Here is a 26,805-nt window from a genome sequence, read left to right as displayed (position 1 = left end):
TTTAGGCGTTACCCAACAATCTCTTCAGGCTTGAAGAAATAGGCGATTTCGATGGCGGCATTTTCATCGCTGTCCGAACCATGCACGGTGTTGGCTTCGATGCTTTCGGCCAATTCCTTGCGGATGGTGCCGGGTTCCGCATTTTCGGGGTTCGTCGCGCCCATGATGTCGCGGTTGCGCTGCATGGCATTTTCGCCTTCAAGCACTTGAACGACCACTGGTCCGCTGATCATGAATTCGACGAGTTCGCCAAAGAACGGACGTTCTTTGTGCACAGCGTAAAAGCCTTCGGCCTGTTCACGCGACATATGAATGCGCTTTGAAGCCACAACGCGCAGGCCAGCTTCTTCAAGCATTTTGGTCACGGCACCCGTCAGGTTACGACGTGTTGCGTCAGGCTTGATGATCGAAAATGTGCGTGTAACCGCCATGAGATGCTCCAAATATACAGGGGTGAATTTGGCGCGCGTCTAACCTTGCTTGGCCTTTTGTGCAAGCTTTATGGGCCTTGCACCCATTTACCGACGTCCTGTTTCCAGTAACGCCGTTCCACCCCATCGCTAAGGCTTCGCCATGCAGCGCGCGCATTGTCGGTGTGGCTGGGCGGAAAGAGGTAAAAAATGCGATCGAACTCTTTTCCAATCGGACGCCAATTTCCATCAGCAATCGCCACAAATCGGGCTTTATTGGGGGCCTCCACATCATGTGACAGCAATATGGGTTGCAGGGCATCGTCCCCCTCGCCTGCCTTGGCGTGCGCTAGAAAGCCGTCCGCCTTTGCCGTCCAAAGCGCGGACGATATGGCGTCCAATTGCGCACCGTCGTCGCTAACGATCAATAACCGCCCATCATCGTCCAATATACGCTGGGCAATGACCGAGAGTATTTTCTCAGCAGGATCGCGGGTGAGCTGATAGAAATCGACCTGCATGATGCGGCTACATCAGCCTTCGAAATTGTCGGCGACGAAGCGATCAAGCAAGCGCACACCAAATCCGGTTGCGCCCTTGTCCCACACGGGACCAGGCTTGTCCGCCCAAACAGTGCCAGCAATATCAAGATGCGCCCATTTCACGCCGTCCTTGATAAAGCGGCCCAAGAATTGCGCGGCGGTAATGGAACCTGCGCCTTTCCCGCCGATATTCTTCATATCGGCAATCGGGCTGTCGATCATCTTGTCATAAGCCTTCGACAGAGGAAAACGCCATAAAGGGTCACCTGATGCCTTACCCGCTGCCGTGAGCTTATCGGCAAGTTCATCACTGTTCGAAAATAGCCCTGCATATTCACTGCCAAGCGACACAATGATCGCGCCCGTCAGTGTCGCCAAATCGACGATATATTCTGGGTTATAATTCTCCTGCACCCAATGCAGCGCGTCGCACAATACAAGACGGCCTTCTGCGTCGGTGTTCAGCACCTCAATCGTTTGGCCCGACATTGACGTGACAACATCACCGGGACGTTGCGCATTACCGTCCGGCATGTTCTCCACAAGGCCGCAGACGCCGACGACATGGGCCTTGGCCTTTCGTCCCGCCAATGCCTTCATGGCACCTGCAACCGCGCCCGCGCCACCCATATCCCATTTCATATCTTCCATGCCTGCGGCTGGCTTGATGGATATACCACCTGTATCGAACGTCACACCCTTGCCGACCAATGCGACCGGCCGTTGCTGAGCGCCGCCTGTGCCGTCCCACTTCATTACCAGCAGGCGCGCCGGGCGACGAGATCCTTGCGCCACGCCCAACAGCGCCCCCATGCCAAGCGCCGCCATATCCTGATCATCCAGCACGCTGATTTCGACGCCCAGTTCTTTTAAATGCTGGCAACGCGCAACGAAACTTTCGGGATAAATGATATTAGCGGGTTCAGTCACCAATTCCTTAGTCAGGGCAACGCCTTCGGCCACCGCATGATAACTTGTCCAATGTGCGCTAGCCTCTTTAGGCGCAGCAACGACGGTGAACGAGTCCACAGTCGGCTTTGACGTTTCGGGCAATTTGGTGCGATATTTGTCCATCCGCCAGTTGCGCAGCGTTGCGCCAAAAGCGACCTCTGCCGCGTGTTGCGCCGTCAAATTAGCCCCATGAATAGCAATGTGCTTTGCGCCCGATGTCTGCACCTTAGCGATAATGTCTCCGCCAGCTTTCTGGTAATCAGCCGCCTCATCTTCGGCCACGCCCAGTAGCATGATGCGCACCAACTTACCGTCTTGTTCGTTAATCAACAGAAAACTTTGTCCAGCAGCACCCTCAAACCTTGCAAGCTTTGCGGTTGCGTGAATAATGTCGGTTTTTTCCAAGGGAAATTCGAAATCGGCAAAAGTGCCTTTGGTAAGGATAAATGCGAGCACGTCAGCATCCTGCGGGCGCGCATGGGTAAAATTGATTTTCATGGAAATAAACAGCCTTTCCGCCGAGTGTCATGTTTGTCGTTTCTATAGGCCTATTACGCGTTCCGGTTAAAGCAAAAGATGCTATGAATATGCGAGCGCTTAAACCCAAATAATGCCATGCGTGGCAACATGGGTGGACCCACGGCAATAGCGGCGATAAAGGGCATATCGGTTTTTATGATTATTCCTGCCCCTCGGCCCGCCCTTCCTCGTTTCCTGCTTATGCCGATATTGCTCGGATGCGGCGCATTGCCGACAGTCGCGATGGCCCAAACCCCAGCATCCGCGGAAACAACGACGCAGACCAGCGACCCGATTGGGTTTTCTGCTGCGGATCTCGAATATGATTGGAATACCGAAGTCGTAACGGCCAAAGGCAACGTAATTGCCAATCGCGACGGTTATGTCGTGCGCGCAGATACCATCGTATGGAACCGCACGACTGGCCAAGTTGTGGCCGAAGGAAATATCCGGACGGTCGGACCAGAAGGTGACGTCGCTTATGGCGACAAAGTCGAGCTCACCGACGCTCTAAAAGACGGCGTTATCAACAATATGCTGGTGGTGCTGGCCGACCAGAGCCGCCTCGTCGCCAATCGTGGCGCACGCAAAGATGGCGTCTATACGCTAAACTATGCCGCCTACACGGCGTGTAAGGTCGAAACCGCCGATGGCTGCCCGAAAAAGCCAAGCTGGGAGGTAAAGGCGGTCAAAGTCGTCTATGACCCCGCCAAGAAACGTGTTGATTACGAAGGCGCGCGTATCGAGCTTTTTGGGTTACCCGTTATACCGTTACCGTTTTTATCGCACCCTGTCGGTACAAAGGCGGGCAGCGGCTTTCTCGTTCCAAGCATCGGTTTCTCCCGCAACAACGGCGTTGAGCTGGAGCAATCTTATTATTGGCGCATCACCCAAAATCGGGATGTAACCGGATCAGTCACTGCATTTTCAAATACAGCGCCTTTGGGCCGCGTGAATTTTCGGTCATTGGAAAAATACGGCGCGGTAGACCTGACGGCATATGGCACATATAGCGACCGCATTAGCACAAGCGGAGTTGAAAGCTCCGTTGGGAAAAATGTGTTTCGTGGATATCTGGAGGGCGCTGGCCGGTTTCAATTCGACCCACATTGGTCATTTTCGGCATCCGGTCGCTTTGCATCCGACCGGACATTCCTTCGGCGCTATGACATAAGCCGCGACGACAGGCTGCGTTCGACATTTTCGGCAGAGCGCATCGGCGACAAAAGCTACTTTTCATTGGCAGGCTGGGCTGTGCAGACCTTGCGTACAGGCGACCCACAAAGACTTGCGCCTATTGCGCTGCCCGAAATAGATTACCGCTTACGTATGGATGCCCCTGTGGTTGGGGGAAGTTTTCAGCTTCAGGCCAACAGCCTAGCCATTGCCCGCACGGCGGGACAAGACACGCAACGGGCCTTTGCCTCTGCCAAGTGGGACTTGCGGACAATTAATCGCCTTGGTCAAGAAGTGAACTTTACTATGCTTGCGCGTGGCGATGTCTACAACAGTGACGATAATGCAAGCACTCTTACGGCAATTTACCGCGGTGAAACCGGCTGGCAAACGCGCAGCATATTTGCAGCGGCGACAGACGTTAAATGGCCTTTCGTAGGAAAGGCCTTTAGCGGTACGCAGATTTTCACGCCACGCGTTCAGGTCGTTGCAGCGCCGTCCATTAGCAATCTGAAGATTCCAAACGAAGATTCGCGGGCTGTCGACCTTGAGGATAGCAATCTTTTCGCGCTGAACCGGTTTCCCGGCTATGACCGCTTTGAAGACGATTATCGCATAACCTATGGCTTCGACTGGGTCTTGCGGAAGACCAATTTTACCGCCGATGTCAATTTGGGCCAAAGCTACCGCCTATCCAACCGGGCTTCGATCTTCCCCGACGGGACAGGACTTTCGGACAAAGCATCAGACATTGTCGGCCGTTCAGAATTTCGCTTTAAAAACATCGTAAAGCTAACGCACCGTTTCAGACTGGATAAGGACAATTTGGCCATCCGGCGTAACGAAATCGACGCCACGATTGGTTCACGCGGAACCTATTTGCAGGCGGGCTACCTAAAGTTGAACCGCAACATTGGTCCGACGCTAGAAGATTTGAATGATCGCGAAGAAATTCGGCTCGCTGGGCGTGTCCGTGTTGCGCGCTACTGGTCGGTTTTTGGATCGACCATTCTTGACCTTACCGATGCCAACGAAGACCCCACAATCCTCTCGGATGGTTTCGACCCCATCCGGCACAGGCTTGGCGTCTCCTATGATGACGATTGCTTATCATTAAGCCTAACGTGGCGCCGCGACTATCAGCCTGTGGGCGATTCCCAGCGCGGTAACAGCTTCCTGTTCCGTCTGGCATTTCGCAATCTGGGTGTGTAAGGCGTCATTAAGAAATATTCTGACGGGTTTCTGGCCGCTCATCTGCTGTTCAGCAGGTATTGGCTACTTGGCCGTCCGAACCTGATACTGTATTGGATCAATATCAATGAAGTTATTCACGCGCTTGTCCTTAGTTGCCGTGCTCGTTTCCGCCACGGCACTGACACCGCTAATTGCGCAAACGGCCTCTGATGCTATCGCCCCTGAGTCCAATTTGGATATACCCGAGGGACAGCAGTTGTTCGGCAAAAACGACCCCAATGTGCGTCGTGCAACTGCGCAGGTGAATGGTGAAATCATCACTGGCACGGACATTGATCACCGCCTTGCGCTCATCGTCGCCGCGAATGACAACAAATTACCGCCAGAAGAACTCGCCCGTTTTCGCGCACAAATCTTGACCAATTTGATCGATGAAACATTGCAGATCCAAGAGGCGGCGGCCAATGAAATTGAAGTCACAGAAGCGGAAGTAAACCAATATTTCGACCGTGTCGCGCGACAGAACTTCAACCGCCCAACAAACGAGGTAGAAAAATATCTGGTATCCATTGGTGCGTCGGTCGCAACACTCAAGCGCCAAATTAAGGGCGAGCTTTCCTGGAGCCGACTGCTTTCGCGCAATGTACGTCCATCTGCGAATGTAAGCGACGACGAAGTTAACGCTATCATTGAACGCATTAAGGCGACCAAGGGCACCACCGAATATCGCTTGGGCGAAATTTATTTGGCCGCGACGCCTGAAACATTGCCATCAGTGCAGGAAGGCGCCAAAAAAATAATTGATCAATTGCGCCAAGGCGGCAACTTCGTAGCTTACGCGCGGCAGTTTTCTGAAGCATCCACTGCGTCCGTCGGCGGTGATCTGGGTTGGTTGTCGCTCGCGCAATTGCCACAATCGCTGGCCACGGCAGCAGCAAGCATGAACAGTAACGAGGTTAAAGCCGTGGCATCGCCCGGCGGTATCTCTATCCTGTTACTGATTGATAAACGCCAGGTGGCGACCTCTGATCCACGAGACTCCGTGTTAAGCTTGAAGCAAATTGCAATCAGCTTCCCAAAGGGCACGACTGAAGCGCAGGTGACGCCATTGATCAAAAGGTTCAGCGAGGAAACACAACAAATCTCCGGCTGCGGTGTCGCGGACGAGATGGCGCGCAAACTTGGCGCGGATGTGGTTAACCGAGACGGTATCAAAATACGCGAATTACCTGCGCCATTACAGCAGGTTATGCTCGATTTACAGGTTGGCCAATCAACACCACCTTATGGTTCTTTGGAAGATGGCGTTCGCGTATTCGTCCTGTGTGGTCGCGACGCACCACAAGAGGCGGCGTCCGAGAGTTTTGACGAAATCATGTCACGATTGGAAGAAGAGCGCGTGAACAAGCGCGCCCGTATCTACCTGCGCGATTTGCGCCGCGACGCCGTTATCGAATATAACTGATGCCGTCGGGCCGACTGGAACTGCCGCTGGCCATTTCAGTCGGTGACCCGGCTGGTATCGGGCCGGAAATTATTGGAAAAGCATGGGAAGCGCGCCATGCCTCTGGCTTGGCGCCTTTCTTTGCCATTGGCGACATTGGAAGTTTCGCGCCGCACTGGGACGGCCCAGTTGTCCGCATTGAGAATCCAGCGGATACCTTCAAGCATTTTGATAGCGCGTTGCCGGTCATTCAATTGCATAACTGCTTATCGGTTGTTCCAGGACGTCCCGACCTGGATGGCGCGCATTGTGCGTATCAGGCGTTGGAAATGGCGATTGGCTTTGCCCGGGCGGGGAGCGCCGCCGCCTTGGTCACTGGCCCTGTTTCCAAATCGCAGCTTTATGCCGTTGGGTTTACGCACCCCGGCCAGACCGAATTCATTGCCGAACGCTGCGGCGTAGCCAAGAATAATGCGGTCATGATGCTCGCTGGCCCGGACCTGCGCGTGGTCCCGATGACGACCCATATTCCGCTTGCCGAAGTCGCGGCAAAGCTGGACGGAAGGTTGATCCGTCAACGATTGCGCGCCACAGCAAAGGGATTGCAGCGTAATTTTGGTATCGAAAATCCACGGCTCGCGGTCGCTGGTTTCAACCCCCATGCCGGAGAATTGGGCAATATGGGCCGCGAAGAGCTAGAAATATTTGAACCCGCCATTGCGCAGATCAGGAGCGAAGGTTTCAATGTCATTGGCCCCCTGCCCGCCGACACGATGTTTCATGCCGAGGCCCGCGCGCAATATGACGCCGCCTTATGCGCCTATCATGACCAAGCGCTTATTCCACTGAAAACACTGTATTTCCATGATGCTGTCAACATCACTCTTGGATTGCCCGTCGTCAGGACATCGCCGGACCATGGCACGGCTTTCGGTATAGCTGGCCAAAATAAGGCACTGCCATATTCCATGATCGCAGCAATCAAAATGGCGGAGTCAGCGGCATTATACCGCCTTGCTGCCGCCGATGGTGGTTGATGACGGTTGCACTGCCCCCACTTAGGGAAGTCATTGCGCGCCATGGCCTTTCCGCCAGCAAGGCACTTGGCCAAAACTTCCTTTTTGATGAGAAACTGCTTGATCGTATCGCGGCCATTCCCGGCCCATTGGCGGGCGAAGTTGTGTATGAAGTCGGCCCCGGCCCCGGTGGCCTCACACGGGCACTGTTGCGCGCCGGCGCACATGTTGTTGCCGTAGAGCGCGACCACCGCTGCTTACCGGCGCTCGCCGATCTGGCGGAGGCATTTCCCGGCCAATTGCGCGTGATTGAGGGCGATGCCCTCAAAATCGATCCCTTTGCCGAAATCGGCGCGCCCTTTCACATCGTTTCCAACCTGCCCTATAATGTGGGCACCGCGCTGGCCGTTGGCTGGCTTGGCGGCAATGCATGGCCGCCAACATGGAAAAGCCTCACGCTAATGTTCCAACGCGAAGTTGCTGACAGGATAGTGTCCTCCCCTGGCACCGGCGCTTTTGGCCGCCTGGCCATATTGGCGCAGTGGCGTTCGAATGCGTCAATTGCAATGCCAGTCCATCGCTCCGCTTTTACCCCGCCGCCAAAGGTCATGTCCGCCGTAGTGCATATCAGACCCAAGGAAGCGGCAAACGGAGTCAAAATGTCCGTGTTGGAAAATCTGACGGGTGCCGCCTTCGGGCAGAGGCGCAAAATGCTCCGGCAAAGTCTCAAAAGCGTTCCCGGCGCTTTGGAGGCACTCCACAGAACTGGAATTGCCGAAGATCGCCGCCCTGAAACCATCAGCATAGCCGAATGGTGCGCGCTCGCACGGGAAGTTGGATAACCCAATACGCTAGGGGTGGTCCTTTTATGCGACCAAAGCTAAGATCGTTTCATGCATAAACTCACCGACAGCGAACGACAGGTTCTTGAAACAATTCAACAGCGGCCCATGCTTGACCAGGTAGAGAGCTGGTCCGCGGTGAACAGCGGTTCCGGCAATCTCGATGGCTTGGCGACGACCGCAAAAATGCTGGCCGATGCGTTTTCAGTTCTTCCTGGCGAAGTTGCCCTGGCTAATCCCGAACCGATCGACCGCGTGCTGGCCGACGGATCCATCAAAACTGTCGCGCATGGGCAGCATCTGTTGGTCACAGTGCGCCCTGATGCGCCAACACAATTGTTGTTTACGGGCCATATGGACACGGTTTTTCCTGCGAACCATGAATTTCAGAAGCTGCGCTGGTTGGATGACGGAGTGCTCAATGGCCCCGGTGTTGCCGACATGAAAGGCGGTATTTCCGTCATGCTCGCCGCATTGCGCGCGGTTGAACTTTCGGCAAGTCTATCGCGTACGGGGTATCAAGTCCTTATCAACAGCGATGAGGAAGTTGGCTCACCTTCATCAGCGAAGCTCATAACCGAGCTTGCGCGGAACAAGTTGGCAGCGTTGACCTATGAACCTGCCCTGCCCGACGGCACGCTGGCCGGGGCACGTGGCGGGAGTGGCAATTTCTCAATCATTTTTTCAGGCTTGTCAGCACATGCCGGGCGCAATCCCGATGATGGCCGCAATGCGTTATTGGCGGCGGCGGATCTCGCGCTTCGGCTCAAGCGGCTCGCGCGCGAAGGGCTTTCGGTCAACCCTGCCAAAATCGATGGTGGCGGGCCGAATAATGTAGTGCCCGATCACGCCATCTTGCGCGTTAACTTCCGGCCACGTACGCCGGAGATTGTAACACAAACCGAGGCAGATTTGCACCGGATCATCGCCGACATCGAACGCGAACATGACGTGCGTGCCCATCTGCATGGCAGTTTTGGCCGCCCGCCCAAGCCAATTGACGACGGAGCCGCCAAGCTATTTGCCCTCGTAAAGCAAACTGGCGCTGATCTTGGTCTATCCATCGCCTGGCGTTCCAGCGGCGGCGTGTGTGATGGTAATAACATCGCGGCATGCGGCGTCCCGGCGGTCGATACGATGGGCGTTCGCGGTGGCAATATTCACAGCAAAGATGAATTCCTCATCGTCGAAAGCCTAACAGAGCGCGCGCAATTGTCCGCGCTGACCATTATGCGTTTATCAGAAAAAGGGGCATTATGACTTTCCTGATCCGTCCGGCAAATATGGGCGATTTGCAACCGATTTACGAAATGGCGAAACGCACCGGCGGTGGTTTCACCAACTTACCACCGGACAAGGAAGCGTTGTCGGCAAAGCTGGAACGGTCTGCCGCTGGATTTGACCGTGTGGGGGAATTTGTTGCAGACGACCTGTATGTGTTCGTGTTGCAGAACAGCATCACCGGCGAAGTGCGCGGCACCTGCCAAATCTTTGGCAAGGTTGGGCAGACATGGCCGTTTTACAGCTATCGCATTGGCGCGCTAACCCAGCATAGTGTGGAATTGGAACGCACATTCCGTGCGGACATCTTAAACCTCTCGACCGATCTGGAGGGCGCCACAGAAGTCGGCGGTTTATTCCTGCACCCCGGTGAACGCGCTGGTGGGCTAGGCCTGTTGATTGCGCGCAGCCGTTATCTTTTCATTCGCAATCACCGCCAAAGGTTCGCAGACAGAACTATTGCCGAATTACGCGGCGTGATCGACGAGGCCGGCGGCTCTCCTTTCTGGGATGGCGTGGCCGGACGCTTTTTCGGGATGAGCTTTCAAGAGGCCGACGAATTCAACGCGAAATTCGGCAACCAATTCATTGCCGACCTCATGCCCAAGCATCCAGTATATATCGCCATGCTTCAGGAAAGCGCAAAAACCGTCATTGGTGTGCCGCACCCTTCTGGCCGCGCGGCCATGCGGATGCTGGAAAATGAAGGTTTCGGGTGGGAAAATTATATCGACATTTTTGACGGTGGCCCAACGATGACCGCCCGCACTGACCAGATCCGGAGTATCCGCGAGGCAAAGGATGTGACGATAACGGAGATAAGCCATTCCGCACGCGAACAGAAGAAGTTGCTTACATTGGGCCGCTTGCACACCTTCAAGGCCGCTTATGGCTGGATTGATGATCGCGGCGATGACGTCATCATTGATGCAGAATGTGCGCGGGCGCTGAATATTTCGGTTGGCGATCAGGTGACTTACGTGGAGCGGTCTTAATGGCTTTGTTGGAAATCAATTTTGACGGAATTATAGGACCAAGCCATAATTATGCCGGGCTAAGCCTAGGCAATTTGGCTTCGTCAAACAACGCTGGCGCGGCATCTTACCCCAGAGCTGCGGCGTTACAGGGCATTGAGAAGATGCGTGCCAACATTGGTCTTGGTCTGGCGCAAGGGTTTTTCATGCCGCTTAATCGGCCAAACCAGAACTGGCTCAGCGGGCTTGCAACCGACATGCAATCGGCCGAGCCACATATCCGCGCAGCCGCTTTTTCGGCTTCTGCAATGTGGGCGGCCAATGCGGCGACTGTTTCGCCCGGACCAGACACGGCGGACGGCAAGTGCCATTTGTCGGCTGCAAATTTGCTCACGATGGCGCACCGAAGCCATGAGTGGACAGGGACGCTGGCGCAGTTGCAGTTGGCCTTTGCTAATGAACGGCATTTTGCGGTGCATGGCCCAGTTCCAGCGCCATTTGGCGACGAGGGCGCAGCCAATTTCATGCGCTTATGCGCATCGCATGATGCAGCGGGTGTCGAAATATTTGTCTATGGCAAAACCGGCGCCCCCTTCCCTGCGCGACAGCATATTGAGGCTTCAAAGGCCATAGCGCGCGCGCACCGGCTTGACCCGGCCAAAACTTTGTTTGTGCAGCAATCCGAAGTTGCCATCGCCGCTGGCGCGTTTCACAATGATGTCGTCGCCGTGGCAAATGAACGCGTGCTTTTCACGCATGAACATGCGTTTGAGCATCCAGAGCAGACCTATGCCGATGTTAAACGGCTTATGCCTGCGGCAGAGATCATCATCGTACCAGCAGACCGCGTGAGCCTTGCAGACGCCATTCAAAGCTATTTGTTCAATGCGCAGTTAGTCACCTTGCCCGACGGCGGCATGGCGCTTATTTTACCCAGCGAAGCGCAAGAAAATGCCCGGGTTTGGGGCTGGCTGACCGAAATGGTCGATGGCAATGGCCCCATCCGCAAGCTTTTACCCGTGGACGTGCGCCAATCAATGGCAAATGGCGGCGGCCCGGCCTGCCTGCGCCTGCGAGTCGTTGCCGATCCCGCAACGGTTGACCCGCGCTTTATCGCCGATGCGGCAAAGCTGGACGCCATAGCGGAAATTGTTGCCGCGCATTGGCCAGAGAGCATCACGCCCGACCAGCTTGGCGACACCGGTTTGCTGAATAAGGTCCGGTCGGCTCGTTTGGCGTTGTTGGAGGCCACTGACCTCATTACGCTCGCCTGACGGTCCAGATTTCTAACAACGCACGGGGATTGGGCCATGGAGGCTAGCGCATCAACCCGGCACGCGCATATAAAAAGGGTCCCGGATTCTGTTGCCCGGCTCCGGGGGGCCGCTGTAACCTTTCTGTTGCCCGGCCGGTTCGGCCGCGTTCTTTTAGTGTAAGTTTAGACCGTGAGGCCCAAAATTACGCTGCGAGAGCAAGTGCTGAGTTATCGTTTGCACCTATTGGTTATGAACCATTTCACGGCTTATTCATGCCGGGCAAAAACAATGCTTTTCAACGCACGTCGATCCTAGTTCAGCCCCTCCAAGACCTCTGACAAACAGAGATTTTGGTGGAGCTGCCGGGTACCGCCCCCGGGTCCGCTGCACCTATTGCACATCGCAATTTATCACCATAGCCGGGCGAACCCGGCACCGACCTATATAGGCGCTTTTTTATGAATGGGAAGTGAAGGCGGTTACAGACCCTGCATATTTCGGCTTTCTGCCGGAACATGGACAACCAACCCGTCAAGTTCGGGCGTCAGGATGATTTGGCAAGACAGGCGGCTCGTGCGTCGTGCGCCACTAGCCAGGTCAAGCATATCCTCCTCATCCTCAACCGCGCGGGGAAGCCTGTCGAACCAATCCTTATCAATGATTACATGGCAGGTGGAACATGCCATCTGGCCTTCGCAGGTGCCCTCCAAAGGCTGTCCAGCGGCTTGTGCGACGTCGAGCAGGTTCCGACCATCGACTGCTTGCACCTCTTGCGATTCGCCGTCGGCACTGATGAACGTGACTGTGATCATAACATCGCCTCTGCTGCTCGGTTGATTGCCTCTGCCGCAATATCAATCTCTTCAGCCGTCGTATAGCGGCCAAAGCCCAAGCGGATGGAAGATTTTGCCTGCGCATCAGTGAGGCCGATTGCGCGTAACACATGGCTTGGGCGACCGGAGCCACTGGCACAAGCGCTCCCCGCAGAAAATGCGATGTTCCGGCATTCGGAAATCAGTCGCGCCGCGTCAACGCCTTCCCGGCGAATGTTTAGATTGCCTTTATAGCGTTCAGCCGTTGCGCCATTGATGGTCCAGTCAGCGAACGCTGCCAAAGCGCGGTCCCACAGGGCGGAGACATGCACGGCGTCGATTGCCATCCGTTCCGCTGCCAATTTCGCCGCAGCGCCAAAGCCGGCGCATAAAGCAGGTGAGAGCGTGCCAGAGCGCATGCCTTGCTCTTGTCCCCCGCCCAGCATTTGTGGGGCCAGTGACACGCCATCGCGCACCCACAAAGCGCCGATGCCATTTGGCCCATGAATTTTATGCGCAGATATTGCGATCATGTCGGGGCCATCGGGAATAGGCATCCGGCCAAATGCTTGCACGGCATCGCACAGGAAAAGCTTGTTTTGGACGTGGGCGGCAGCGGCGAGATCGGCAACAGATTGAATGGTTCCAATCTCGTTGTTGATAAGCATGACGGCCAATAGTTCCTCCCCAGCATGGGGAGGGGGACCACGCAAAGCGAGGTGGAGGGGGTCAGCAGCAATATGTGGCGGTTTGTCTCCCGCCCCCTCCGTCACGCCTGCGGCGCGCCACCTCCCCGTTTCGTGGAGGATTTGTAGAGCGCCTTCTTCAGTCACGGCTAGCACCTGACCATGCCGCGCATGCACGCAATCCAGAACCGCAGCATGCTCGGTCGCAGCTGCGATCACCGGCAGACCAGATCCCATAATCGCCAGATTAATCGCTTCTGTCGCGCCGGAGGTAAAGATAACGCGCCCGCCGGGTGGCAACAAAGCTGCCACCTGATAACGGGCGACTTCAACCGCCGCTGCCGCCGCCCTGCCCGCTGCATGCGCGCTGTGCGGGTTTGCAAATCCGGTCTTTAGCCAAGGCTCCATTGCCGCAAAGGCTTCGGGCGCGAGCGGCGTCGTGGCTTGATAGTCCAGATATATCATGCGGCTTTTGCGCGGGCGGCGATGCTACGCCAGACATCGATGAAGCGCGCGACCTCAGCGTCATTCGTGTCAACGCCAAAGCTGACGCGGATGACTTCGGACGCGGATATATCATCCCATCCCATCGCGCCAAGCACATGGCTGGTTTTCAGCGTCCCAGACGAGCAGGCGCTACCCGCAGAAACCGCGATCCCCGCCATATCAAAGTTGATAAGCTGGCTCGATGCGGCAACGCCCGGCATATGGTAACTGCCGATGGTCGCGAGCCGGTTGCTTTCCGACGCAATGACAACGCCGCCAGATTCGACAACAGCGTCTTCCAATATTTTGCGGAGGCGGACCGCGTTTTCTATCCACAAAAACCCCGCCTCAAGCGCAACTGCAAATCCGATCGCAGCAGGCAAATTCTCCGTCCCACGTCTATAGCCTTGCTCTTGACCACCCGTCGGTGACAACAATCCAAGATTGCGCACGAGCAATGCGCCCATGCCCGGCGGCCCGCCCAATTTATGCGCCGAGACCGCAATCATATCAGCATCGGGAAGCGGCAGTTTCCCAGCGCTCTGTGAACAATCGGCGAAGAATATGCCGCCAACGTCCCGCACAGCGTCCGCAATCTCCTTCATGGGCTGGATAACGCCGGTTTCATTGTTCACGGATTGAATGGCATATCGTGCGTTGCCAATAATCGCACCAACATCGACCTGTCCAATATCCCCTACCGGCAAACGGTTCGGCCCAGCCACCGCCAGCACCGCATCATGCTCCACCGCACTCGCCACCGCCGCTGTTCCCCGAAGCCCAAGAGCAATCGCTTCGCTGGCTCCGCTCGTCAGGATGACTTCGCCATCCCAATCCAGCGCGGCTGCAATCCGCCTGCGTGCGTCTTCTAACGCAAAGCGGGCCACCCTGCCCTCTTGATGCGGCGATGACGGATTGGCCCAACGCACCATTGCATCGGCCATCGCCGCGCGCGCCGCCGGAATGACCGGCGTTGTGGCGGCATGATCAAGATAGATGCGGGTTTGGTCGGGCATAGTTTCCATGACAGTTGCGAAAATCGCCACTGCTTCTATATAGCGCTTCCAGTTCCTGCAAAGCCCGAACCGTCGGGTAAAGCTCTGCACACACTCTTAGAATCGAAATTTTATATGCCCGCCATTGCTATTCCCGGTCCAGAAGGCCGCCTCGAAGCCCGTTTTTCGCCGCCACCGCGCCCACGAGCACCAATTGCAATGATACTGCATCCGCACCCGCAAGCGGGCGGAACAATGAACGACCGCATCACGCAACAGCTTTATAAAACCTTTGTGGCGCGCGGTTTTGGCGTTTTACGTTTCAACTTTCGTGGCGTTGGCCGAAGTGAAGGCGAATTTGACAACGGTATAGGTGAATTGTCTGACGCAGCGTCCGCGCTCGATTGGGTCCAAAGCTTCCACCCCGAAGCTTCCACCACATGGATCGCCGGTTTCAGCTTTGGCGCGTGGATCGGAATGCAACTTTTGATGCGCCGCCCGGAAATCCGTGGCTTCATCTCGGTTGCGCCGCCAGCCAACATGTATGATTTCAGCTTTCTGGCGCCTTGCCCTTCATCGGGTATCATCATTCAGGGCGTGAATGACGAAGTCGTGAACCCGAATGCGGTGCAAAAGCTGGTAGACAAACTCCGCACCCAGCGGCACATCACCATTCATCATGATGAAATTCCCCGCGCAAACCATTTCTTCGAAAATGAAATGGATTTGCTGATGGCATCGGTGAACGGCTATCTCGATTTCCGGTTGGACCCGAACTGTCCTATTAAGTGATTTTTTCGCGCAGGGGCGCAGAGGACGCGGAGAGGCATTTATTCAACGTCACCCCGAACTTGTTTCAGGGTCTTATTTCTGAGAACGCTCAGTATCAAGATTCTGAAACAAGTTCAGAATGACGTCAGCTTTTGCAATCTCTGCGCCCTCTGCGTGAACAAATCAGGGCTGCTCCACTGCGCCAGTTACCAATGATTGGCCTTTTTCATCCGGCACCACCCATATCGCCACATTGGCGAAGATAACCAAGGCCGCCGCGACCATTAGCCACATTTGCTGGCTCGCGCCGTCCCGCCGCCAGCGTTTCCATGCCCCATAGAGCAGCAGGAAAGCCGACAGCATGGCGATGGACAATAAGGCATTAAGCATGATCGCACCCATAAAGACGGTGGATAAGCTGCGCAATCACGGAAATTCGGCATGGCCTTTTTCGGCGTGGTCCCATAGGGGGAAGTAGTTCGACTCAAGCTGCTACAGGATGTGCCATGCGTATCGCCATCGCCTCAGATCATGCCGCTCTCGCGCTGAAATCAGCGCTAGCTGAATATCTGCGCGCTGCCGGACATGACGTCGCCGACCTTGGCCCCCATGACGAAGCTTCAGTGGACTATCCCGATTACGGATACAGGCTTGCAAGCGCGATAGCCGACTGTTCGGCGGAACGCGGCGTTGCCTTATGTGGGTCCGGCATTGGTATTTCCATAGCTGTGAACCGCAACCCTGCCGCGCGCGCCGCTCTTGTGTCTGAACCACTGTCGGCCCGCCTGTCCCGCGAACATAATGATGCCAATGTCATTGCCATGGGCGCACGCCTGATCGGAATTGAAATGGCAAAGGCGTGTATTGATGCATTTCTCTCAACCGAATTTGGTGGCGACCGGCACCAACGGCGCGTTGATAAATTATCCAACCCCATCATGACTAAGGAACCAGCATGAGCACGCGCCCCGCACACGATCTTTCCGATGTTCAGCCTGACGGCTTTTTTACACGTGGCTTGGCTGAAACCGATGCCGAAGTGTTTGCCGGCCTTACCCATGAACTGGACCGCGAGCAGAACCAGATTGAGCTGATTGCGTCCGAAAACATTGTGTCGAAAGCTGTGCTTGAGGCGCAGGGGTCGGTCTTCACCAACAAATATGCCGAGGGTTATCCCGGCAAGCGTTATTATCAGGGTTGCACGCCCTCGGACGAAGTTGAAACATTAGCCATAGAACGCGCCAAGAAGCTGTTCAACGCTGGCTTTGCCAACGTCCAGCCGCATTCCGGCGCACAGGCCAATGGCGCGGTCATGCTGGCGCTCGTAAAACCAGGCGACACGATACTGGGCATGAGCCTTGATGCAGGGGGCCATTTAACGCACGGCGCAAAGGCGGCCATGTCAGGCAAGTGGTTCAACGCGGTGCAGTTTGGCGTGAATCCAGAAACCCACTTGATTGATTTTGACGAAGTTGAGCGGCTTGCCAAGGAACATCGACCAAAAATCATCATTGCCGGGGGCTCTGCGTATCCGCGTATCATTGATTTCGCGCGCTTCCGCGCCATTGCTGACGAAGTCGGCGCGATCTTCCATGTTGATATGGCGCACTTTGCTGGCTTGGTTGCTGGCGGCGTTCACCCCAACCCGCTTGAGCATGCGCATGTCGTAACCAACACTACACATAAGACGCTCCGTGGACCGCGTGGAGGCATGATTATGACCAATGATGAGGCTATCGCCAAGAAGATCAACTCTGCGGTCTTCCCAGGACTCCAGGGCGGCCCATTGATGCATGTCATTGCCGCCAAGGCGGTCGCCTTTGGCGAAGCTCTTCGCCCCGATTTCAAAACCTATGCCGCAGCGACGATTGCCAATGCGAAGGTTCTGGCCGCAACACTGCATGAGCGCGGTGCTGATTTGGTTTCCGGCGGGACCGATACGCATTTGGCTTTGGTCGACCTGACCCCGCTCGGCATTACCGGACGCGATGCGGACGAGGCGTTGGAGCGCGCGGCTATCACCTGCAACAAAAACGGCATTCCCAATGATCCGCTGCCGCCGATGAAAACCAGCGGTATCCGGGTTGGTTCGCCTGCCGGAACGACACGCGGCTTTGGCGCAGTTGAATTCCGGGAGATTGGCCACATGATCTCTGACGTGCTTGAAGGCTTGCGTCAAAAGGGCGAGCACGGCGATGCGGCGGTCGAGGCCGAGGTCCGCCTTCGTGTCCGCGAATTGTGCAGCCGCTTCCCAATTTACCCGTCTTGAACTATAGAGGTGACTTACCCATCTAATACACAGAAGGGAATTTGACTATGGGATATTGTAACGAGTGTAACGCAGAATATGGCGAGGGTGCCAAATTTTGTCCGAATTGCGGTGCAAAGACACCTGAGCAGCTCGCTGCAGAAAGCATACCCAATCAGGCCCGACATTATGTCGGTGAAGCAGCCGATGAGCTTTGGGGCGCGACCAAGGACGCTTTTCACACCGGCAAGCATCTCGCCGATCAGGACACCGTCAAGAAAGTCGCTGGCGGCGCAGCCATTGGTGCGGCGGCTAGTATCCTCGCACCCGTCGGGCTCGCCACAGGCGCATTGATTGGTGCAGGCATCGTCGCGTACAGACATGTGAACAAGAAAAAGAATCAGGAAAAATAATTGCGCTGCCCATTTTGCGGACATGAAGATAGCCAGGTAAAGGACAGCCGTCCGACTGAAGACAATAGCGCGATCCGCCGCCGGCGGCAGTGTGAGGGTTGCGGCGGGCGCTTCACAACCTTTGAGCGTATTCAACTGCGTGAGCTGGTTGTGATCAAAAGCGAAGGTAAGCGCGAGCCGTTCGACCGGGAAAAGCTGGAACGTTCGCTGTCGGTCGCGTGCCGAAAGCGCCCGGTGGACAATACGCAAATCGAAAAACTCGCCTCTGCGATCCAGCGACAGCTTGAAACCTTGGGTGAAAGCGAAATCGAAACCAAACGCATTGGCGAATTCGTCATGGATGGGTTGAAGGCTCTTGATAGCGTTGCTTATATCCGCTTCGCGTCGGTGTATAAGGACTTTAGCGAAGCCAAGGATTTTGAGGATTTCGCCGGGAGTGTGGTCGAAGCGGCGTTAAAATGAGCGCGCCGCCCATCATCATTCTTTGCCGTCCGCAATTGGGCGAAAATATTGGCAAGGCGGCCCGTGCCATGCTTAACTTCGGCCTTACCGAAATGCGTCTTGTCGCCCCACGCGACGGATGGCCCAACCCCAATGCAGGTCCAGCGGCATCGGGCGCAGACATTGTGTTGGCGAACGCCCAGGTTTTTCCGACGCTGGCGGAGGCAACCGCAGACATTGCGCATGTCTATGCCACAACGGTGCGCAAGCGCGGTGTGACGAAGCCGGTTATCACGCCCGAAGTGGCCGCCCGAGAGGTTCTGAGCAACACAGGGCGAAGCGCGATATTGTTCGGGGCCGAGCGATCAGGCCTAGAAAGCGACGAAGTCAATGTTGCCCGCGCCATCATCACGGTGCCGATTAATCCTGAATTTGGTTCGCTGAACTTGGCGCAAGCGGTCATCCTGTGCGCGTATGAATGGTCGAAAACGCAGACGCTAGCGAGCCCGCCCAAAACGGATTTGGAACCACCTGCCACGCAGTTCGAATTGGACGGCCTGATTGCACAGTTAGACGCCATGCTGGAGCCGTTGAATTATTTCACGCCCATTGACCGCGCACCAGTCACCCGCCGCACATTGCGCAATTTGCTGACGAAGCCAGCATGGAATGCGCTTGAGGTCAGGACATTACGCGGCGTGCTCACAACGTTGAACAAACGGCGACCGCCCGAAGGTTAGGGTCAGGCGCGCGTGGCGTCCCATCTATCAAGTTCGTAGGCGATAGAAGCTTCAACCAAACGCTCCCACAGGTCAGCAACCACCTCGACGGGAATGCCCAAGCTACTTGCCGCGTCGTGAACGTTTTTGAGAACCTGTTGCTTGCGTGCTTCGTCGCGGACGGCGTTGCGTTCTGTTTTAATACGGGCGGCGGCATCCATATAGGCGAAGCGAACAGCCAGAAGCGCGACCAATTGCGCATCAACCCAATCAACGCCCGCGCGCACTTGGGTCATATCATTGCACTTGACGGGTTCAATTGGGCTGACTGATCTGCTCATGGCCGCGCCTTTACGATTCCGCCACCGTAAAGTCGAGCCAGATGTTGACATAACGCCCATCAACGGCCATAGCCGCCGCTTCGCAATCGACCCTGCATTCCGGTGAAGCAGGTGTCCGGCCCATCTTAGATGTGTCGCGCGGTACCGGAAACAACGTTGTTAGCAATTGGAGACTGAATATGTCGATGCGCAAAAGCTCGAAGTATAAACTTGACCGCCGGATGGGCGAAAACATCTGGGGCCGTCCAAAATCCCCTGTAAATAAGCGCGAATATGGTCCCGGCCAGCATGGTCAGCGCCGCAAAGGTAAGCTGTCTGATTATGGCATCCAACTGCGCGCCAAGCAGAAGCTCAAGGGCTATTATGGCGACGTAACTGAAAAGCAGTTCAAGCGCGCGTATCAAGAAGCCAGCAACATGAAGGGCGATACGTCGCAGAACCTTATCGGTCTGTTGGAGCGTCGTTTGGACATGGTCGTATACCGCGCCAAGTTCGCACCAACCATTTTTGCGGCACGTCAAATCGTCAGCCATGGCCATATCCGTGTCAATGGCGTGAAGTGCAACATCGCCAGCCGTCAGGTTGCCGTTGGCGACGTTATCAGCCTGGGGCCGAAGGCCAAGGAAATGGCGTTGGTTATCGAAGCGCAAGGCCTCGCCGAACGTGACATTCCTGAATATGTTGCCGTTGATGGCAACGACAAGGTAACCTTCGCGCGCGTGCCGACGCTTGATGAAGTGCCTTATCCTGTGAAGATGGAACCAAATCTGGTCGTCGAATTCTATTCGCGTTAATCTTCCACGCAAATTTTCGAAAAAGGCGGTCCATGTGACCGCCTTTTTTATGCGCGGCAACCATGTCGGCCCGCGGAAGTTTCTCAATAAGCCTCCCGTCGCCCCAGCGGAGGCTGTGGCCTATGCCGCCCCGCAGTATCAACCAATATAGTTTTCTCCACACCGCGTAATCGGCAACACCCCGCGCTGATTTGACGGCAACGGGGCACATTCACAACGCACAGCCTTTTTCATTTGAGCCGCACGAACGGGTCTGGCACAGTGCCCGTGATAACAATTCCTTTAGGAGAATTTGATGCGCCTTCTGTCCTTGGCTCTTATTTCTGCGCTCACCCTCACCTCTGCGTGTCAGAAAGCGGCATCGCAGGATATGGACACTGCGTCATTACCCCAGATCGAGGTCCCTGCTTTGTCGGAAAAGACAATGCAGGACGTCACCCGCGAGTTGTCGCTTGATACCTATGAGGGGCGTGCCCCTGGGTCTATTGGCGAAGAAAAGACGGTCGCGTACTTGATTTCAAAGTTCAAAGCGGCGGGGCTAGAACCGGGAAATAATGGCAGTTGGACGCAGGACGTCCCCCTTATCGAAATCACTGCGAAAAACGTCTCGGCCTTAAACATTGCCGACCGGAATGGAAAGGCCATGTCCTTTGCCTATGGCAGTGAATATGTCATCGGCAGCTATCGCGAGGCACCCAAAACCGACATCAAGCAAAGCGACATGGTTTTCGTCGGCCATGGCATTGTCGCCCCAGAAAAGGGTTGGAACGATTATTCGGGCGTTGATGTGAAGGGCAAGACCGTCGTCGTGATGGTCAACGACCCTGATTTTGAAAATCAAGGCCTTGATGGTCCCTTCGGTGGCAAAGCTATGACCTATTATGGCCGCTGGACTTACAAATATGAAGAAGCAGCGCGTCAGGGTGCGGCCGCCGTTTTGATCATCCACGACACTGCGCCTGCCGCTTATGGTTGGAATGTCGTCAATTCTAGTTGGACAGGCACGCAGTTCCTCGCACAATCCAAAGATGGCGGCAAAAGCCAGACTCAAGCCAATGGCTGGATACAGAAATCCGTCGCCAAAGACATCTTCGCCGCAGCCGGCCAAAACCTGGAAAAGCAAATGGCCGCAGCAAAGCAAAAGGGCTTCAAGGCAGTGCCCTTGAACCTGACGGCGTCGCTTAGCTTTGAAAACGACATTGCGCGCAAGGCCAGCAAGAATGTGATCGGTGTGATAAAGGGCACCAAACGTCCCGACGAATATGTGCTGTACACCGCGCATTGGGACCATCTGGGGCGCTGCACGGCGGCGCCGGATGGCGATGACATCTGCAACGGCGCCGTTGACAATGCCACCGGGACCGCGGCGATCGTTGCGCTTGCGGAAGGCTTCACAAAAGCTGGCGCGCCAGACCGGTCGGTCGTGTTCCTTGCGGTCACTGCCGAAGAAAGCGGTCTGCTCGGCTCCAAATATTATGCCGAAAACCCGATATTTCCGCTGTCCCAGACCGTTGGCGGCGTAAATATGGATGCGTTTTCGATGTCCGGCCCTGCCAAAAACCTGACCGTCATTGGCAAGGGCAAGTCGCAACTTGACACTTATTTGGAAGCAGCGGCGAAATCAGAAGGCCGCACACCCGAAATGGAGCCGACCCCAGAGAAAGGATTCTATTATCGTTCCGACCATTTCAGCTTCGCTAAGCTTGGCGTGCCGATGGTCTATTTTGAAGGCGGCGATGACCTGATCATTGGCGGTAAAGCAGCGGCCAAGGCAGCCGCAGATGATTATGAAAAGAACCGATATCACGCCCCCGGCGATGAATTTGACGAAAATTGGGATTGGTCAGGCGTGATGTCCGATCTGAAACTTTATTACCGTGTTGGCCGGATGCTTGCGATGACCAATGCATGGCCGAACTGGAACGAGGGAGATGAATTCCGCGCCGTTCGCGACAAAAGTCGCAGCGGCAGATAATCCATGGCATTTCGTATGCCTGCAGAATGGGCACCCCATGAATCGGTCTGGATTGGCTTTCCCAGCTCCGTCAAGGTTTGGGGTGAACCACTGCATCGCGCCCAGCAGCAGATTGCCGCATTTGCCAATGCCGTCCATGCCTCTGGCCGTGGCGAGCGTGTCCATTTGATTGCAGGAAGCGCCGAAGCCGCCGCGATTGCCGCCGATCTTGTGGACAGCGGGGTTCATGTAGAACAGCGCCAAATAGGCGACATCTGGTTGCGTGACACGGGCTGTATCATTGTGCAGGACGGCAATCTGCGCATCGCCCGCGATTTTGGCTTTAATGGCTGGGGTGGCCGTTTCGATTATCCAGGCGATCTCACTATCGGCCATGAACTGGCCGCCGAAGCCGGGTTTGAAGTGAAAAAGCTTGATTGGATATTGGAAGGCGGCTCAATCGATGTCGACGGCGAAGGCCTTGCCGCGACCACCGTCGACTGCTTGTTGAACCCGAACCGTAATCCTGCACTCAATAAGGAAGCGATTGAAGCGCGGCTTCGTGATGACCTTGGGATACACAGATTGCTTTGGCTGGGCGACGGTTTGGCGCATGATCACACCGATGGGCATATCGACAATCTCGCCCGCTTTGTGGGTGTAAACCACATCCTCATTCCGCAAGGCGCAGGGCCCAATGATCCCAATCAAACCGTTTTTGAAGATGCCCGCAAACGCGCGGAAGCATTTGGGTGTCGGGTCAGCCTTATGCCTTCGGTCGGGCTCTTCTTGCAAGATGGGGAAGTCGTTCCGGCAAGCTATATGAATTTCTATATCGGCAATGCCGCAATTGTCGTGCCGATCTATGGCGTGGGGAATGACGATGCAGCTATTGCCACTTTGGCGTCATTGTTCCCGGACCGAAAAGTTGTCGGTGTCATGGCGGACGCAGTATTGACTGGCGGCGGCAGCTTTCATTGCTCCAGCCAACAAGTGCCAATTTGATTGTATTTTAATTCCACACTCGGATAGTCTAGGGTCAGGACCACTTAAATCATCCAAGCCAGAAGAGGATTTCTCATGAAAAAAGCTTTTCTATTCGCCCTCGCCGCCGCCACTTTGGCAGTTCCCGCGCTCGCTGACCACCATGGCGCCAAGATGGCCAACCATGACAAAATGCATAAGGCGCATCAGGAACGGCTTACGAAGATCCTTGCTGACCCCGCCCGCGCCAATGACGCAAAGCGCGACCAGTATCGCCACCCTGCAGAAACGTTTGAATTTTTTCGTCTTCACCCCGATCATGTGATTGGTGAATATGCCCCCGGCGGCGAATGGGTATCGCGCATCCTTGGCCGCTATATCAACGAAAATGGCAAATATACTGGCCTGTATTTCGGAACAAAAACCTTTTTCAGTGACCAGCAAAAGCAAGGCCTTGCCGCAGCTATTGGTAAATTTCCTTCCGACGTTGCCGCCGTATCCGGTCGGCCAGCCGCCGATTTCAATGCTTTTTCCTTAAGCGAAGCTCCCGAAGGCGCGAAAGGAACGTTCGACCGCATATTGATCATGCGCATGATGCATAACATCATGAACTGGAACATCGCCGACGCCGAAATAAAGGCTATGCGTGACCTGCTGAAGCCAGATGGCCTTATCGGCATCGAACAGCACCGCGCAAAGGCAGATGCACCCTATAGCTATACCAATGGCAGCAAAGGCTATATGCGCGAAGCCGACATCATCAGCTTCATGGAAATCAATGGCTTTGAACTTGTCGCCAAGAGCGAAGTGAACGCCAACCCCAAGGACAGCGCAAACTGGCCCGATGGCGTGTGGACATTGCCGCCTGCGCTGCGTTTGAAGGATGTCGATCGCGCGAAATATGAAGGCATTGGTGAATCTGATCGGATGACACTGCTGTTCAAAAAGCGCGATTGATGATTTTGCGGCGGCGGCCGCGCTGAACAAAATATGCGGAATATGCGGTTTGGTGACAATCATGATTGCAGCGCGTTTCGGGGTGCGGCTATAGTCGCGGCATGACCAGAGATATCACCGTTGCCGCGTTGCAACTGCCTTTGTCGGCTAGCGAAGCCGAAAACATCGATGCCGTCAGCGACCTTGTGTCGCAAGCATCCGACCTTGGCGCGCAAATCATCCTGCCGCCCGAGCTGTTTTCAGGGCCTTATTTCTGCAAAACGCAGGAGGAAGCGCATTTCGCAATGGCGCGGCCAACCTTGGAGCATCCTGCGGTCAAGGCCATGGCGAAACTGGCCAAGCGCCTGAATGTTGCCATCCCTGCCAGCTTCTTCGAACGCGACGGCGCGCATTTCTACAACAGCATCGCGATGATCGACGCCAATGGCGAAATCATGGGCGTGTATCGCAAGAGCCATATTCCCGACGGCCCCGGCTATCAGGAGAAATATTATTTCCGCCCCGGCAATACGGGGTTCAAGGTCTGGGACGTGTTCGGCACGCGCGTTGGCGTCGGCATCTGCTGGGACCAATGGTACCCCGAATGTGCACGCGCAATGGCATTGATGGGCGCTGAATTGTTATTCTATCCCACAGCCATCGGCGCAGAGCCGCAGGATGCGACATTGGACACACGGCATATGTGGCGGCGGGCGATGATTGGCCATGCGGTATCGAACTGTATGCCCGTCATTGCGGCTAACAGGGTCGGCAGCGAAGACGACCATGGTCAGACGGCGCAAAAATTCTACGGCACCAGCTTCATCGCCAATGAATGGGGCGATGTGGTCTGCGACCTGGACGACGCTGAAACCGGCATATTAGTGTCGACATTTGACTTGGACCAAGCCCGCGCGCACCGTGCAAGCATGGGCTTCTTTCGCGACCGCAGGCCCGCATTATACACCCGCCTTGCGCAGGATATTTGATCTGTCGCATCTCTATCTCATTGGCATAGGTTCAAATCAGCCACATCCCGTCATTGGCAGGCCAAACCGTATCATTCCGCACGCGATAGCTGCGCTGGAGATGGGTGACATTGATGTGTTCGCACATTCGGCCATCATTCAATCCAGCCCGATGGGGCCATCGTCACGCCGCTTTGCCAATGCCGCTGCGATAGTGGCAACCGCACTTGAACCACCTGCCCTGCTGGCACGTCTGCATGAAATCGAAAGCCATTTCGGACGCGTCCGTCGCGGCCAAAGTTGGCGCGCGCGGGTGTTAGACCTCGACATTCTTTTATGGTCCGGCGGCAACTGGGCCGACAGCAATCCAGCGCTTTTCATTCCGCATCCTGGCCTGCGTTCACGCGGCTTTGTCCTCACACCTGCCGCCATGATTGCCCCCGATTGGCGCGACCCCGTGTCAGGCCTTAACATTCGTCACCTGCAATCAAGATTTAACCGACCAAAGGCGCTTGACCGCACCCCCCACCGCCATTAGGGGGGGCGCTCTCCTTTGAACCCATGCTGGTTCAAAGCGGGGGCCCTTAGCTCAGTCGGTAGAGCAACTGACTTTTAATCAGTAGGTCGCTGGTTCGAACCCAGCAGGGCTCACCATATATTTCAAATACTTAGTGATAAGTAAAGAAATGCGTGGTCGGCTTCAGCAATCACGTGGCAATCACCGAATTATTATCTCTGTTGTGCGTGGTCATCGACACGATAATTCTTCATCTGCATGGCATAGTGCATTTCCCTAGATTTCTGGACGCGTTCTTCTCTAAATTTGAGGTAAGGAGGCGAAGATGGGCAAGGTAAATTTCAGTAATGAGTTCAGTGTTCGGGCGATGTGCCAGTGCTTGGCCGTGCAGCCCAGTGGCTACTATGCCTGACAGAAAATTCCGCTGAGCCAGCGGGCACGTGAAGATGCACGGCAGACCAAGCTGATCAGGCAGGCTTGGATTGATAGCCACAAAGTATATGGCTACCGCAAACTGCATGATGATCTGATGGATCAGGGCGAGATCTGCAGTCCGAACCGCGTGGCGCGACTGACAAAAATGGCCGACATCGAGGCGCAAATTGGCTACAAGAGGCGCCCTAGGAGCTATGGGGGCAAGGCATAGGTTGCCGTCGATAACACGTTAGCGCGGCAGTTCGATTTCGGCATGCCTAACAAAGCTTGGGTGACGGACATCACTTACATTCGCACAATGGAAGGCTTTGCCTATCTGGCTGTCGTGCTTGACCTCTATTCCCGCCGCGTGGTGGGCTGGTCTATACAAAGCCGACAGACCACCGATGTGGTGTTGCAAGCTTTGCACATGGCGGTTTGGCGACGAAAGCCAAAAAGTCGTGTACTGATCCATTCCGATCAAGGCGCGCAGTTCACCAGTTTGGACTGGGCTGCCTTTGTTAGGGCTCACAATTTGGAACACCCAATGAGCCGACGGGGCAACTGCAACGACAATGCAGTAGCCGAGAGCTTCTTCAACCTGCTCAAGCGTGAGCGCATCCAGCGTCGAACCTACAACACGGGGGGAGTAGCAGATACGGATGAACGGTTTACGAAAATGCTGACCGACACAATCCGCAAATATCAATTGAGTATATAT

General features: G+C 55.5%; 27 protein-coding genes, 1 tRNA gene, 1 other RNA gene and 1 pseudogene. 21 read left to right on the top strand and 9 right to left on the bottom strand.

The features are described from left to right. Window positions 1-8: 8 nt before the first annotated feature. From ndk to HEQ18_RS01845, 3 genes are all read right to left on the bottom strand, one after another. Window positions 9-431: a nucleoside-diphosphate kinase gene (ndk, locus tag HEQ18_RS01855; protein WP_397604505.1), complete on the bottom strand. Its 423-nt coding sequence runs from the start codon at window positions 429-431 to the stop codon at window positions 9-11. A 68-nt stretch (window positions 432-499) separates the two neighbouring features. Further along, the gene (locus HEQ18_RS01850) at window positions 500-931 is read right to left on the bottom strand and encodes a DNA polymerase III subunit chi (RefSeq protein WP_397604504.1); all 432 of its coding nucleotides are present in this window, start codon (window positions 929-931) and stop codon (window positions 500-502) included. A 12-nt stretch (window positions 932-943) separates the two neighbouring features. Next, window positions 944-2,401 carry a leucyl aminopeptidase gene (locus tag HEQ18_RS01845; protein ID WP_432815296.1) on the bottom strand — a complete coding sequence of 486 codons (1,458 nt, stop codon included), beginning with the start codon at window positions 2,399-2,401 and terminating at the stop codon, window positions 944-946. A gap of 129 nt (window positions 2,402-2,530) precedes the next feature. On the opposite strand from HEQ18_RS01845, the gene HEQ18_RS01840 reads away from it, so the two are divergent. From HEQ18_RS01840 to HEQ18_RS01810, 7 genes are all read left to right on the top strand, one after another. After that, window positions 2,531-4,810: an LPS-assembly protein LptD gene (locus HEQ18_RS01840; RefSeq protein ID WP_432815295.1), complete on the top strand. Its 2,280-nt coding sequence runs from the start codon at window positions 2,531-2,533 to the stop codon at window positions 4,808-4,810. Between the two features lie 106 nt (window positions 4,811-4,916). Then, window positions 4,917-6,257, top strand: a complete 1,341-nt coding sequence (locus tag HEQ18_RS01835; RefSeq protein WP_397604502.1) for a peptidylprolyl isomerase — start codon at window positions 4,917-4,919, stop codon at window positions 6,255-6,257. After that, the gene (pdxA, locus tag HEQ18_RS01830; protein WP_397580441.1) at window positions 6,257-7,273 is read left to right on the top strand and encodes a 4-hydroxythreonine-4-phosphate dehydrogenase PdxA; all 1,017 of its coding nucleotides are present in this window, start codon (window positions 6,257-6,259) and stop codon (window positions 7,271-7,273) included. Before HEQ18_RS01835 ends, pdxA begins: the two co-directional genes overlap by 1 nt. Next, a complete protein-coding gene (gene rsmA, locus HEQ18_RS01825) occupies window positions 7,273-8,094 on the top strand; it encodes a 16S rRNA (adenine(1518)-N(6)/adenine(1519)-N(6))-dimethyltransferase RsmA (protein ID WP_432815294.1) in 822 nt (273 codons plus the stop codon). The genes pdxA and rsmA overlap by 1 nt, the downstream gene beginning before the upstream one ends. Window positions 8,095-8,145: 51 nt before the next feature. After that, window positions 8,146-9,354: a hydrolase gene (locus HEQ18_RS01820; RefSeq protein ID WP_432815293.1), complete on the top strand. Its 1,209-nt coding sequence runs from the start codon at window positions 8,146-8,148 to the stop codon at window positions 9,352-9,354. Next, on the top strand, window positions 9,351-10,370 hold the full coding sequence (locus tag HEQ18_RS01815; protein ID WP_432815292.1) for an arginine N-succinyltransferase: 1,020 nt from the start codon (window positions 9,351-9,353) through the stop codon (window positions 10,368-10,370). Before HEQ18_RS01820 ends, HEQ18_RS01815 begins: the two co-directional genes overlap by 4 nt. After that, on the top strand, window positions 10,370-11,623 hold the full coding sequence (locus HEQ18_RS01810) for an N-succinylarginine dihydrolase (RefSeq protein ID WP_432815291.1): 1,254 nt from the start codon (window positions 10,370-10,372) through the stop codon (window positions 11,621-11,623). The genes HEQ18_RS01815 and HEQ18_RS01810 overlap by 1 nt, the downstream gene beginning before the upstream one ends. A gap of 111 nt (window positions 11,624-11,734) precedes the next feature. On the opposite strand, the gene ssrA is transcribed toward HEQ18_RS01810, so the two are convergent. The 4 genes from ssrA to HEQ18_RS01790 all read right to left on the bottom strand — a co-directional run bounded on the left by ssrA (window position 11,735) and on the right by HEQ18_RS01790 (window position 14,605). After that, window positions 11,735-12,078: a transfer-messenger RNA gene (gene ssrA, locus HEQ18_RS01805) on the bottom strand. 6 nt (window positions 12,079-12,084) lie between these two features. Then, window positions 12,085-12,417: a 2Fe-2S iron-sulfur cluster-binding protein gene (locus HEQ18_RS01800; RefSeq protein ID WP_296201026.1), complete on the bottom strand. Its 333-nt coding sequence runs from the start codon at window positions 12,415-12,417 to the stop codon at window positions 12,085-12,087. After that, window positions 12,414-13,568, bottom strand: a complete 1,155-nt coding sequence (locus tag HEQ18_RS01795) for a cysteine desulfurase family protein (RefSeq protein WP_432815290.1) — start codon at window positions 13,566-13,568, stop codon at window positions 12,414-12,416. Before HEQ18_RS01795 ends, HEQ18_RS01800 begins: the two co-directional genes overlap by 4 nt. Then, on the bottom strand, window positions 13,565-14,605 hold the full coding sequence (locus tag HEQ18_RS01790; protein WP_432815289.1) for a cysteine desulfurase family protein: 1,041 nt from the start codon (window positions 14,603-14,605) through the stop codon (window positions 13,565-13,567). Before HEQ18_RS01790 ends, HEQ18_RS01795 begins: the two co-directional genes overlap by 4 nt. Window positions 14,606-14,719: 114 nt before the next feature. Here HEQ18_RS01790 and HEQ18_RS01785 point away from each other — a divergent pair, with 114 nt between their 5' ends. Continuing rightward, window positions 14,720-15,376, top strand: a complete 657-nt coding sequence (locus HEQ18_RS01785) for an alpha/beta hydrolase (RefSeq protein WP_296201015.1) — start codon at window positions 14,720-14,722, stop codon at window positions 15,374-15,376. A gap of 162 nt (window positions 15,377-15,538) precedes the next feature. Here the strand turns inward: HEQ18_RS01785 and HEQ18_RS01780 are convergent, their stop codons facing one another. Beyond that, on the bottom strand, window positions 15,539-15,745 hold the full coding sequence (locus HEQ18_RS01780; protein WP_432815288.1) for a hypothetical protein: 207 nt from the start codon (window positions 15,743-15,745) through the stop codon (window positions 15,539-15,541). Between the two features lie 116 nt (window positions 15,746-15,861). Here HEQ18_RS01780 and rpiB point away from each other — a divergent pair, with 116 nt between their 5' ends. Genes rpiB through HEQ18_RS01755 form a run of 5 tightly spaced genes read left to right on the top strand, consistent with a single transcriptional unit; the run spans window position 15,862 to window position 19,197 of the window. Next, window positions 15,862-16,314: a ribose 5-phosphate isomerase B gene (rpiB, locus tag HEQ18_RS01775; protein WP_397604492.1), complete on the top strand. Its 453-nt coding sequence runs from the start codon at window positions 15,862-15,864 to the stop codon at window positions 16,312-16,314. Continuing rightward, complete coding sequence (glyA, locus tag HEQ18_RS01770) at window positions 16,311-17,624, top strand: serine hydroxymethyltransferase (protein WP_432815287.1); 1,314 nt, start codon at window positions 16,311-16,313, stop codon at window positions 17,622-17,624. The genes rpiB and glyA overlap by 4 nt, the downstream gene beginning before the upstream one ends. A gap of 47 nt (window positions 17,625-17,671) precedes the next feature. Further along, window positions 17,672-18,016: a zinc-ribbon domain-containing protein gene (locus HEQ18_RS01765; protein WP_432815286.1), complete on the top strand. Its 345-nt coding sequence runs from the start codon at window positions 17,672-17,674 to the stop codon at window positions 18,014-18,016. Continuing rightward, the gene (nrdR, locus tag HEQ18_RS01760; RefSeq protein ID WP_397604489.1) at window positions 18,017-18,478 is read left to right on the top strand and encodes a transcriptional regulator NrdR; all 462 of its coding nucleotides are present in this window, start codon (window positions 18,017-18,019) and stop codon (window positions 18,476-18,478) included. It abuts the gene before it with no gap. Continuing rightward, entirely contained in the window at window positions 18,475-19,197 is a 723-nt protein-coding gene (locus HEQ18_RS01755) for an RNA methyltransferase (RefSeq protein ID WP_397604488.1), read from the top strand. The genes nrdR and HEQ18_RS01755 overlap by 4 nt, the downstream gene beginning before the upstream one ends. Before the next feature lie 2 nt (window positions 19,198-19,199). On the opposite strand, the gene HEQ18_RS01750 is transcribed toward HEQ18_RS01755, so the two are convergent. After that, entirely contained in the window at window positions 19,200-19,517 is a 318-nt protein-coding gene (locus HEQ18_RS01750; protein WP_432815285.1) for a chorismate mutase, read from the bottom strand. Window positions 19,518-19,696: 179 nt separating this feature from the next. Here HEQ18_RS01750 and rpsD point away from each other — a divergent pair, with 179 nt between their 5' ends. The 8 genes and pseudogenes from rpsD to HEQ18_RS01710 all read left to right on the top strand — a co-directional run. Beyond that, a complete protein-coding gene (gene rpsD / locus HEQ18_RS01745; protein WP_125229985.1) occupies window positions 19,697-20,311 on the top strand; it encodes a 30S ribosomal protein S4 in 615 nt (204 codons plus the stop codon). Window positions 20,312-20,606: 295 nt separating this feature from the next. Next, complete coding sequence (locus HEQ18_RS01740; RefSeq protein WP_432815284.1) at window positions 20,607-22,286, top strand: M28 family metallopeptidase; 1,680 nt, start codon at window positions 20,607-20,609, stop codon at window positions 22,284-22,286. Between the two features lie 3 nt (window positions 22,287-22,289). After that, window positions 22,290-23,270: an agmatine deiminase family protein gene (locus tag HEQ18_RS01735; protein WP_432815283.1), complete on the top strand. Its 981-nt coding sequence runs from the start codon at window positions 22,290-22,292 to the stop codon at window positions 23,268-23,270. A 75-nt stretch (window positions 23,271-23,345) separates the two neighbouring features. Then, a complete protein-coding gene (locus HEQ18_RS01730) occupies window positions 23,346-24,206 on the top strand; it encodes a class I SAM-dependent methyltransferase (protein WP_432815282.1) in 861 nt (286 codons plus the stop codon). Between the two features lie 101 nt (window positions 24,207-24,307). Beyond that, window positions 24,308-25,174: an N-carbamoylputrescine amidase gene (aguB, locus tag HEQ18_RS01725; protein ID WP_397604481.1), complete on the top strand. Its 867-nt coding sequence runs from the start codon at window positions 24,308-24,310 to the stop codon at window positions 25,172-25,174. Continuing rightward, window positions 25,158-25,691 (top strand): 2-amino-4-hydroxy-6-hydroxymethyldihydropteridine diphosphokinase, encoded by a 534-nt coding sequence (gene folK, locus HEQ18_RS01720; protein WP_432815281.1) that lies wholly within the window; start codon window positions 25,158-25,160, stop codon window positions 25,689-25,691. The genes aguB and folK overlap by 17 nt, the downstream gene beginning before the upstream one ends. Window positions 25,692-25,731: 40 nt before the next feature. Continuing rightward, a tRNA-Lys gene (locus HEQ18_RS01715) sits at window positions 25,732-25,807 on the top strand. A gap of 212 nt (window positions 25,808-26,019) precedes the next feature. Further along, window positions 26,020-26,748: pseudogene (locus tag HEQ18_RS01710) on the top strand (IS3 family transposase); the annotation flags it as partial. Between the last annotated feature and the right edge of the window lie 57 nt (window positions 26,749-26,805).

It is taken from the genome of Sphingorhabdus sp. (genome assembly GCF_050921905.1).
GTDB lineage: Bacteria > Pseudomonadota > Alphaproteobacteria > Sphingomonadales > Sphingomonadaceae > Sphingorhabdus_B.
This window is presented reverse-complemented; position numbering and strand designations above follow the sequence as displayed.